This is a genomic window from Wolbachia endosymbiont of Drosophila seguyi (assembly GCF_028981765.1).
Taxonomy (GTDB): domain Bacteria; phylum Pseudomonadota; class Alphaproteobacteria; order Rickettsiales; family Anaplasmataceae; genus Wolbachia; species Wolbachia pipientis.
This window is the reverse complement of sequence record NZ_JAPQLM010000031.1, coordinates 1-4,910: the sequence shown is the minus strand read 5'-3', so window position 1 is coordinate 4,910 and position 4,910 is coordinate 1. Positions and strand designations below refer to the sequence as shown.

Below are 4,910 nucleotides of genomic sequence, written 5' to 3'. Positions count from 1 at the left end.
ACAAGCTTTAAAAGCACTACATTTTATATTACAATAGCTTTTTCACTTCTTTTTAGGTCCATGAAATTCACATTATCTTGGTTATTAGAGTACTTAGAAACCAATGCTAGTTTAGAAGAAATTACCGATAAATTAACTCACATAGGGTTAGAAGTAGAAGATGTGATCGATAATTCCAGATTGACTGGGTTTATCGTTGCAGAGGTATTAGAAGTCGTACCTCATCCAAATGCTGATAAATTAAAATTATGTAAAGTAGATGACGGAAGTAAAATTCTACAAATAGTTTGCGGAGCAAACAATGTTAGAGAAGGTATGAAAACTGTGCTTGCATCTCTTGGTAGCACATTGCCAGAAAGTGATTTCACAATCAAGCCCACAAAAATACGAGGAGTGCTAAGTGAAGGGATGCTCTGCTCTGCTTCTGAACTTGCGCTGGTTCAAGAGGAAAGTGAAGGAATAATCGAGCTTTCCGATGATTATAAAGTAGGGGATAAATTTTTCAATTGTGACCCTGTAATTGATATAAATGTTACTCCAAACCGTGGAGATTGCTTAGGCATTTATGGAATAGCTCGCGACCTTGCTGCAACTGGAATTGGGACATTAAAGACTTTAAGCATTCCACAACTTACCAGCTCCATAAATTCACCAATCGATGTTGAAGTTACTGACGGGGAAAGTTTTATTAGTGGAATATACATCGCCAATGTAAAAAATCAAGAAAGCCCAAAATGGTTAAAAGATAGGCTGGAATCGATAGGAATGCGCTCCATTTCTGCAATAGTTGATATCACGAACTATATTATGATATCTTTCAGCCGCCCAATGCACGCGTATGATGCAAAAAAAATAGAAGGAGAGCTCACAGTACGCAAAGCAAACGACGGAGAAAAATTTGCTGGTTTGAACGGTAAAGAATACTTATTAAACAAAGACATAAGCGTTATTGCAGGTGATAAAAATATTCATGGAATTGCTGGAATTATAGGTGGTAAGTGCAGTGAATGTACTCTTGAAACTACTGATATCTTTTTAGAGTCTGCTTGGTTCGATCCCATCTCTATTACTAAATCTTCAAGGCAGCTCGGCATCTCCACAGACGCTAGTTACAGATTTGCACGTTCAGTTGATCCTGAATTTACTTTTGATGGACTCAACCTTGCAGCTAAAATGATTCTGGACTTATGTGGTGGAGAAACCTCAAGCGTAGTGTCTGCTGGCAGTTTAGATAGTGCTGACACCAAGGTGAGCTTTGATTATCAGGATGTGAACAAGTTTGGAAGTGTGTCTGTATCGCCTGATGAGGTGCTTGATATCTTAACGAAACTAGGGTTTAGTATTGATAAAAAAACCGAAGGCAATTGGAATGTACAAGTACCAAGCTGGAGACCGGACGTGACAATACCGGCTGACCTAATCGAAGAAGTAACAAGGATATACGGCTATGACAAAATAAAAGAAGAACCACTACCAAATAATGTTGAAGAAGTAGATAGTACATACGACAATTTGCGTATTTTGATGACAAACAGAGGGCTTCATGAAGTGCTAACCTGGTCGTTTATGAGTGAATCAACAGCTGAAAAATTTGGTTACTCGAATAAGTTATTTATCATCGATAATCCGTTTAACAATAGCTTTAATATAATGAGACCAAGTATTATGCCAAATTTATTGCAAGTTACTGCTGATAATATTGCCCATGGAATATCTGATCTTGCAATCTTCGAAATCGGGCCGATTTACGATGGTGAAGCTCAGTCTAAGTATGTTTTAAGTGGAATTAGGTCAGGAAATAATTTACCGCGAAACCATTATAATACTGATAGGAAAGTAGATGTTTTTGACGCAAAGGCTGATTGCATAGCAGCTTTGGAGTTTTTTAACGTTAATTGTGATAATTTAACGATAGAGAAAGCAGAAAAAGAACATTACCACCCAGGAAAGTCAGGCACTCTCTCTTTTAAGAATAAAGTAGCAGGTTATTTTGGAGAGTTGCATCCTAATATATTAGATCTTTTTGATATCAAGCAAAAAGTTGTAGGTTTTGAGGTAATACTAGAAAATATTGAAAATTTACCTGTAAGTAGAAAGAAATTTATCGATTATAAATACCAAAGTGTAAAACGTGATTTTGCATTTATAGTCAATAAGGATGTGGAAGTAGGTAACATAATCAATGTGATAAAAAAAAGCTCAGAGCTCATCACAGAAGTTTTGATATTCGATGTATACCATGGAAATAATATAGAACCGAATAAGATGTCTATAGCGTTGTCAGTTACTTTTTGCTCTCCAATCCACACTTTAACTGAAAAAGAGATCCAAAAAGAATCAAGTGCTATAGTTAATTTAGTATGTGAAAATACCGGAGGAACTTTGAGAACTTATCGTTGAGTCACAATCATAGTTTCCTGCCGTTGCTGTGTCACACTTACTTCATCCAATTTATTTCCAATATTGAATTCAATATCCTTGAAAAATCTATCCCACATTCCATGCAAATGCTCTTCTATTTTAGGCCACACATCATTTTTAAATGTTACCCCATCATCAGAAAATAAATTACCTAAAAAGGCTCCAATACCTTCATAATTTGACTGAAAACATTGAAGAAATGTCTCTCCTTCTTTATAAGTATTATGTGCCACATTTAACGCTTTTCTCTCTGTAGTCTCTTTATAAGCATTTGATGCTCCAATCTTTATTGCACCAAACATAACTTTACTCCAGTTCTTAACTTTCTGTATACAACCTTCACTATTTCCTGGTATATTATTTATTATATTTTTTGTCAAATTGTCTATCAAAGGAGACAATAAATTTTGACTAAAATGTTTGATATTATCTTTTGTTTTAATTACAGGATATTTGATGCGTTTTTCTGCTAAACAGTACTCCAGTTCTGCTCTTTCTAATAACTTCTTGATTTCTTTTTCATCAAAAGTTTCAAGCTTGAATACCTTCAGTAAATCATCTTCTATTACTGCAAATTTTATTTTTTCACGAGACGTTAGTTCTTCTTTATAATCATTTTTTGTTTCTTCATTTATCAATAATTCTTTTTTGCCTAATTCTAACTGTTTTAATGCTTTCAGAATTTCTTCATTCCTTTTTAAGAGCACTTCTATTGATCTTGTACCCGGATGCCCTTTTTCCCTGTTATTTTGTTCAGCTTGTAAACGCTTATTTTGATCTTTGAGTGTTTGTTCTAATGTAGATTTTTCTAAATGTCCTTCATCTTGCACGCGAAAAGCTTCAATTATTTCTGCTAGACCTGATTCACCATATTTTCTTAATTTCTTGCATAAACGTAAAACACCCTTTTTTTGTTCTCGAAGTAACCTTTGCACTTTATATTTTTTTATTTCTAAATACATCTTTTCTATAAAGTCATTTATTTTAGCTGAAGCTTCCTTATCCGATGGAACCTTTACTTTTTTTTCTAAATCTTCAAGCTGCTTCCTTAGGCTTTGCTTCTCCTTATCCGGTATATCTGATTGACTTAACTTACCTTGAACTTTTTTCATTACTGATTTTATCAGCCTGCGCTCAATCTCTTGATCATCATATTCGAATTTAAAAAGGTCTTCTAACCCCCTTTTTAAGGTGTCATTTGTTAAGCTACTGTTTTCATGTATTTCTTTTAATTTCTTATATATATTGTTACACCTTGTTTGACCTATTCCTCTTAAACTCTCTAATTCCTGTCTCACTAAAGAATTTTTTATCTCATCTTCCAGCGAAAAATCTTCTCCCCGTCTATCTCGCTGAAACTTAATTGCTTGTATAAAGGCAACTTGATAAGCACTTTGTATTAAGTGACTTGTCAAATTAGGACCTATACTATCTACCACTTTCGACTTGAATTCGTTCAATAATTCCTTCAATTTATCATATGTAATCTCTTTCTTTTCTAGCTTTATCAGTTCTTCCATAGTCTTCGCAAATTCCTGAATAGAAGTTGCAAGCACATCCTTGATTTCATTGCGTAAGGGCTTAAGACCATTTTTTAAATTGATGTTAGTTGACAATTTCAGTACGATGCTATGCTCTGAATTCCGCGTCACATCAAACCACTTGTTATTTTCATTTTCATACAAATCTCTAAGCAATCGTTTAAATTGCGGTGGAAATTCTATTTCCATATCCCACGCAATATTTGGTCCAGTAACTTCCTTTTCATGAAAAGACACCTCAATATTTTGATGCTTATTAGAATACCGCCCCATACTTATTTTAAGAGCAGTAACTAAAGAGTGAGATAAATCTCTATTTAAAAGATAAAAAGTAGCCAAAGCAATTGTTGCAGGAACAACTAAGGCTACAAGTACAGCCATATTAACAAAAATTGCTATTGCAGCAAGAACACCATATGCCAATCTTTTTGGCACGCCAGTTTCACTCTTTTTTGTCTTATCTTCCCCTACACTGTCTTGTGCCTTGCTGTTTGCTTGAAATCTACTGCATACGACTAATCCCAGTACAGTAAAAGCAATATAAGGAAGCATGAAAACTGACAGAGCTAAATTTAATATTTTCTTTTCTGGGCAAGTTCTATTTATTTCCTTAAATATTTCGCTTGATATATTATACCAGGAAGTAAAAAAATCAGAGTTATAATCTTTATAATGAAATATACTGAGTGGAACGTTAAAATTAGCTAACGGCTCTTGTTCTTCCACAGCATCAAAAAATTCCTCTTCCTCTTCTGAAGTAGCAAGACCTAAATTATTCCCTTCTTCTACATTAGAAACAGCTTCCATAGCATCAAAAAACTCTTCTTCCTCCTCCAAAGTAACAACAGATTCTGCTTTACCTAAACCACCACTATTGTTAACAACTTCTTCATAATCATCTGCAACAGCTTTATTCATATTATAACCTTATCCAATTACCTTAAGTAT

Annotated in this window: 2 protein-coding genes; one reads left to right on the top strand and one right to left on the bottom strand. The window is 34.2% G+C overall.

The features are described from left to right. The first annotated feature begins 60 nt into the window (after window positions 1–60). A complete protein-coding gene (pheT, locus tag OZD62_RS00635; RefSeq protein ID WP_275019213.1) occupies window positions 61–2,400 on the top strand; it encodes a phenylalanine--tRNA ligase subunit beta in 2,340 nt (779 codons plus the stop codon). Here the strand turns inward: pheT and OZD62_RS00630 are convergent. Continuing rightward, complete coding sequence (locus tag OZD62_RS00630) at window positions 2,391–4,880, bottom strand: hypothetical protein (protein WP_275019212.1); 2,490 nt, start codon at window positions 4,878–4,880, stop codon at window positions 2,391–2,393. The genes pheT and OZD62_RS00630 overlap by 10 nt on opposite strands. Window positions 4,881–4,910: the final 30 nt, after the last annotated feature.